The organism is Pseudomonas brassicae (genome assembly GCF_010671725.1).
Lineage (GTDB): Bacteria > Pseudomonadota > Gammaproteobacteria > Pseudomonadales > Pseudomonadaceae > Aquipseudomonas > Aquipseudomonas brassicae.
On sequence record NZ_JAAHBU010000241.1, the window covers coordinates 1 to 4,848 of the forward strand.

The 4,848-nt window shown below is 63.0% G+C and carries 4 protein-coding genes and 2 pseudogenes; 1 reads left to right on the forward strand and 5 read right to left on the reverse strand.

What is annotated here, in order from left to right; genetic code table 11:
- The 5 genes and pseudogenes from G3436_RS28590 to G3436_RS16790 all read right to left on the reverse strand — a co-directional run.
- Positions 1 to 143: pseudogene (locus tag G3436_RS28590) on the reverse strand (IS256 family transposase); the annotation flags it as partial.
- Positions 144 to 261: 118 nt separating this feature from the next.
- A complete protein-coding gene (locus G3436_RS16775; protein WP_163947098.1) occupies positions 262 to 480 on the reverse strand; it encodes a DUF2970 domain-containing protein in 219 nt (72 codons plus the stop codon).
- A 27-nt stretch (positions 481 to 507) separates the two neighbouring features.
- Positions 508 to 1,782 (reverse strand): cation:dicarboxylate symporter family transporter, encoded by a 1,275-nt coding sequence (locus G3436_RS16780; protein ID WP_163947101.1) that lies wholly within the window; start codon positions 1,780 to 1,782, stop codon positions 508 to 510.
- Between the two features lie 82 nt (positions 1,783 to 1,864).
- Positions 1,865 to 3,074, reverse strand: a pseudogene (locus G3436_RS16785) (pyridoxal phosphate-dependent aminotransferase).
- A 10-nt stretch (positions 3,075 to 3,084) separates the two neighbouring features.
- Complete coding sequence (locus tag G3436_RS16790) at positions 3,085 to 3,750, reverse strand: RraA family protein (protein ID WP_163947106.1); 666 nt, start codon at positions 3,748 to 3,750, stop codon at positions 3,085 to 3,087.
- 125 nt (positions 3,751 to 3,875) lie between these two features.
- Between G3436_RS16790 and G3436_RS16795 the strand changes: the two genes are divergently transcribed.
- Positions 3,876 to 4,772: a LysR family transcriptional regulator gene (locus tag G3436_RS16795; protein WP_163947109.1), complete on the forward strand. Its 897-nt coding sequence runs from the start codon at positions 3,876 to 3,878 to the stop codon at positions 4,770 to 4,772.
- Positions 4,773 to 4,848: the final 76 nt, after the last annotated feature.

Below are 4,848 nucleotides of genomic sequence, written 5' to 3' on the forward strand. Positions count from 1 at the left end.
ATCAGCGCTTTCTTGAAGGCCGCAGAAGCCTCTTCGATCGCCTCAGCGGTCATCAGCGTTTCAGGGAGTTGATCCAGCAGTTCCTTTGGAAGCTTCGGCAGCTCCCGTACTGGTTTGCGTTCAGATTTCTTTTTGGTTGGCATACATGCACCTCTTACTCATGTTATGCCCGAACACAAAATTTCTGACACCCCCTGGTGAGGCTACCAGGTGCCAGGTCATGCCTTTTTGGCGCGCTTTCTAGATAGAGACCCCCGCGCTTCACCTGGCCGTCAGATGCATCGCCAATTGCACCAACCCCACCAGCACCAGAATGAACACCAACGTGAACGCCGTGCCCAGCGCAATGAAGTGCGCCGGCTTGCCATGGGTGAAGTCACGCGCGCGGTTCTTGCCCGTCTGTACACCAAACGCCGCCGCCAACACGCTGTGCAGCATCTGCCAGAAGGTCGGTGGCTTGTGGTCGGCAGGGTCGTCCATGATTCGCTCCTCTTGAAGGCTCGCCAGTCAGTGTAGACCCTGACCCGCCTGCACACCCTGTGGCTCAACCCGGGTGCGCGCCTCCCACTTGGCAATCACCACCGGCGCCAGCGCATTGCCCAGTACGTTGAGCGCCGTGGTCGGCATTTCCATCAGGCGGTAGACCCCGGCAATGAACGCGATGCCTTCCAGCGGCAACCCGGCACTGGCCAGCGTGGCCGACAGGATCACGAACATGAACCCCGGCACGCCCGCCGCACCCTTGGAGGTAAGCACCATGGTCACCACCAGCAATGCCTGGTCACCCAGACTCAAATCGATGCCATACAACTGTGCGACGAACAACGTGCCGATCCCCAGAAACAACGAGGCCCCATCAAGGTTGAACGAGTAACCCACCGGCACCACGAAGCTCACCAACGGCCGCGGCACGCCATAGGTCTCCAGCTTCTTCATCAATTGCGGCATCACCGCCGCCGAGCTGGCACTGGAAAATGCCAGCACCAGCTCGTCCTTGATGTGCCGCATCAGGCCGAACAGGCTGATACCGGCAAAACGTGCCACGCCACCCAGCACCACCAGGGTGAAGAAGATGATCGCCACATAACTGACCATGATCAGCTTGGCCAGCGGCAGCAATGAGCTGAAACCGAAGTTGGCCACCGTGACCGCGATCATGCCGAACACCCCGATTGGCGAGTAGGCCATGATCATCGAGGTCACCTTGAACATCGCCTCGGACACCGAGCGCAATACCTCGATGATCGGGGTACGGCGTTCTTCGCTCAGGCGCGACACGCCCAGGCCGAACATCACCGCAAAGAACAGTACCGACAGCAAGCTGCCCTGGGCCATGGCATTGACCACGTTGTCGGGGATGATGCCGACAAGGATCTGGCCCAGCCCCTGGCTGCCTGCGCTGGCCGTGGGCAGGGTAATGGCCGCGGCCTTGAGGCTGGCGAGGTCGGTGCCGGCCCCAGGTTGCAGCAGGTTGCCGATCACCAGGCCGACGATGATCGCGGTGGTGGTGATGCAGAAGAAGTACAGCAGCGAGCGTACACCGATGCGCCCCAGCGCCTTGCCGTCACCGTGCCCGGCGATGCCGACCACCATGCACGAAAAGACGATGGGCACGACGATCATCTTCATCAGCTTGATGAAGATGTCGCCCGCCGGTTGCAGCACGTTGCTGACCATCCAGCCACGCGAGTCGGGAAAGCTGTGCAGCAGGGCGCCGATCAGGATGCCGGCGACCAGTCCAAGCATGATTTGCCAGACCAGGGGAATACGGGGCGTATGCATGAAGTGCCTCATTTTGACGATTGTTATGGGTATTGGCAGTCAATGAGCAGCCGGTCCCTGGCTGTCGGGTGCAGCGGTATCGTCAGCGCAACGTCTCGCACGCTTTCTTCAGGCGACGACAGCCTTCTTCGATGATCTCCAGGGAACTGGCGAACGACAGGCGTACATACGGCGACATGCCGTAGGCTGCACCTGCAACGGTGGCCAGGCCGTGGTCGCGCAGCAGGTACGCCACCAGGTCGCTGTCACTTTCAATCGGCGTGCCATCTGCGCTGCGCTTGCCGATCAATGCTTCGACATTGGCGAACACATAGAACGCGCCGTCGGGCGGGGTGCAGCGCAGGCCAGGAACGGCGTGCAACAGCGCCAGCATGCGCGCGCGCCGTTGCTCGTAGACCTCGCGCATGCCGGCAATGGGTGCCTGGTCGCCGGCAAAACGCGGCCACTGCCGCGGCCTGGCTGATGGAGCTGGGGCAGGTGGTGGTCTGCGACAGCAACTTGCCAATCGCCAGTACCAGCCACTTGGGGCCGGCGCCGAAGCCCAGGCGCCAGCCGGTCATGGCATAGCCCTTGGACGCACCGTTGACGATCAGCGTGCGTTGCTTGAGGTCTGGCGCCACGTTGAGCAGCGAGACATGCCGGACCCCGGCGTAGACGAACTGCTCGTAGATTTCGTCGGCCATCACCAGCACGTACGGGTGACGGCGCAGCACCTCGGCCAGGGCTGACAGTTCCTCTGCGTTGTACACCGCGCCGCTGGGGTTGTTGGGGCTGTTGAGGATGACCCACTTGGTGCGCGCGGTAATGGCCTGTTCCAGCTCGGCCGCGCTCAGCTTGAAGCCGCCGGCTTCGTTGCCCGGGATGATCACCGGTGTGGCATCGTTGAGCCGCGCGATATCCGGGTACGAGACCCAGTACGGCGTGTGTACGATCACTTCGTCGCCAGGGTTCAGGGTCGCGGCCAGGGCGTGGTAGATGATGTGCTTGCCGCCACAGCCGGCCACCACTTCGTCGGTGCTGTAGGCCAGGCCGTTGTCGCGCTGCAGCTTGGTGCAGATGGCCTGGCGCAGTGCAGGTGTACCTAGGGTGCCGGTGTAATGGGTGTCGCCACTGTGCATGGCCGCGCTGGCAGCTAGCAGGATATGCGCCGGGGTATCGAAGTCCGGCTCGCCGACGGTGAAGTTGACGATATCGCGGCCCTGGGCACGCAGCTCGCTGACCAGTGCGTTGGCCGCGATGCTGGGGGAGGGCTGGATGCTCAGTACGCGTTGTGAGAGAAAGGCGTCGCTCATGTGGGGCTCCTCAGCCGGCCAGGCCGTGTTGTTGCAGCACCTTTTCCATCCAGCTCTGGCTGAGTGCACCGGTGGCGATCTCGGCCTTGACCGATTCTTCGTGGTCGGCATGGCGCGCAGCCAGGCGCAACACCTCGGGGGCATCGGCCTGGGCGAAGGCAACCAGGCCATCCTCGTCACCCACCACCAGATCGCCTGGCTGGATCAGCATGCCGCCGATCGAGACCGGCACGTTGATTTCGCCCGGGCCACTCTTGTAGGGGCCGCAGTGCACCACGGCACGCGCGTAGCAAGGTGTGTCTTCGAAGCTGGCAACGTCGCGGATCGCACCATCGATGACAAAACCGACGCAGCCGCGTTGCTGGGCATACAGCTTGACCAGTTCGCCGATCACCGCGTTGTTGGTGTCGCCCTGGGCGTCGACCACCAGCACGTGGCCAGGCTGCAGCAGGGTCATGGCCTTGTAGATCAGCAGGTTGTCGCCGGGGCGTACCTTGACCGTCAGGGCGGTGCCCACCAGTTTGCCGCTGCGGTTGTAGCGGGTCAGGCCACGGGCGCCGATGTGACGGCCGAGGTTGTCGCTGATGTGCGGGGTAACCACGTGCTCGAAGGCGCGCAGCAGGTCGGCCGGGGCCAGGGGTGGGCAAGGGAGGATGCGCGAACCGGGCAAGGACATGGGAGTCTCCTGGTGATCGGGGGTAGGCCGGTGTGGCTGTGGCTCGATCTTAGGGCGACTCAATAAACAGTTTTAGCGATATTAATTGATGCGCTAACATCGCTTTTTTTCATGTTGAAATGCCCATGATTACCTTCAAGCAGATCGAGGCGCTGTACTGGATTGCCGAGCTGGGCAATTTCGAGGCGGCGGCCAGCAAGCTGAACATGTCGCAGTCGGCGATCTCCAAGCGCATCCAGGAGCTGGAAGAGACCTTTGAGGTCGCGCTGTTCGACCGCAGCAAGCGCAACGCGCGGCTGACCGAAAAGGGCGGCGAGCTGCTCGATTACGCCAAGGACCTGCTCGAACGGCGCGACTACCTGCTGGAACGCGTGAGCGCGCGGGAGGTGCTGGTGCGCCGGTTTCGCCTGGGGGTGACCGAGCTGACGGCGCTGACCTGGTTGCCGGCGCTGGTCGAGGCCTTGCGCCAGGCGTACCCCAAGGTGCAGATCGAGCCCTCGGTGGAGCTCAGCAGCGAGCTGTACCACAAGCTGGAGAGCGACCAGTTGGACCTGATCGTGGTGCCCGACGTGTACAGCGATGCACGCTTTGTCGCCACGCCGCTCAAAAGCGTGGAGAACGCCTGGATGTGCGCGCCGGGGCTGGTGCCGGAAGCCGACCCGGTGAGCCTGGAGCGGCTGGCCGGGCATACGGTGTTGACCCAGGGGTCGCAGTCGGGGACGGGGTTGATCTATGAGCGCTGGTTGGCCACGCACAAGGTGCAGATGCCGCGCACCATCACCAGCCACAACCTGCTGGTGCAGGTGGGGTTGACGTTGTCGGGGGTGGGGGTGAGCTATTTGCCCAAGGCGTGCCTGTCGCATCTGATCGAGCGTGGGGCGTTGCGCTCCATTGTGACCACGCCGGGTTTGCCGCGCATTCGCTATGCGGCGTTGCACCGGGCCGACCGGCAGTTCGGGTTGAACCCCAGCGTGGCCGCGTTGGCGGTGCGTTGCTGCGATTTTTCGCGGCTGTTGCTGTAGACAGTATTGGCTGTGCTGGCCTCTTCGCTGGCAAGCCAGCTCCCACAGGTTTTGTGAACACCGCCTGACCCTGTGG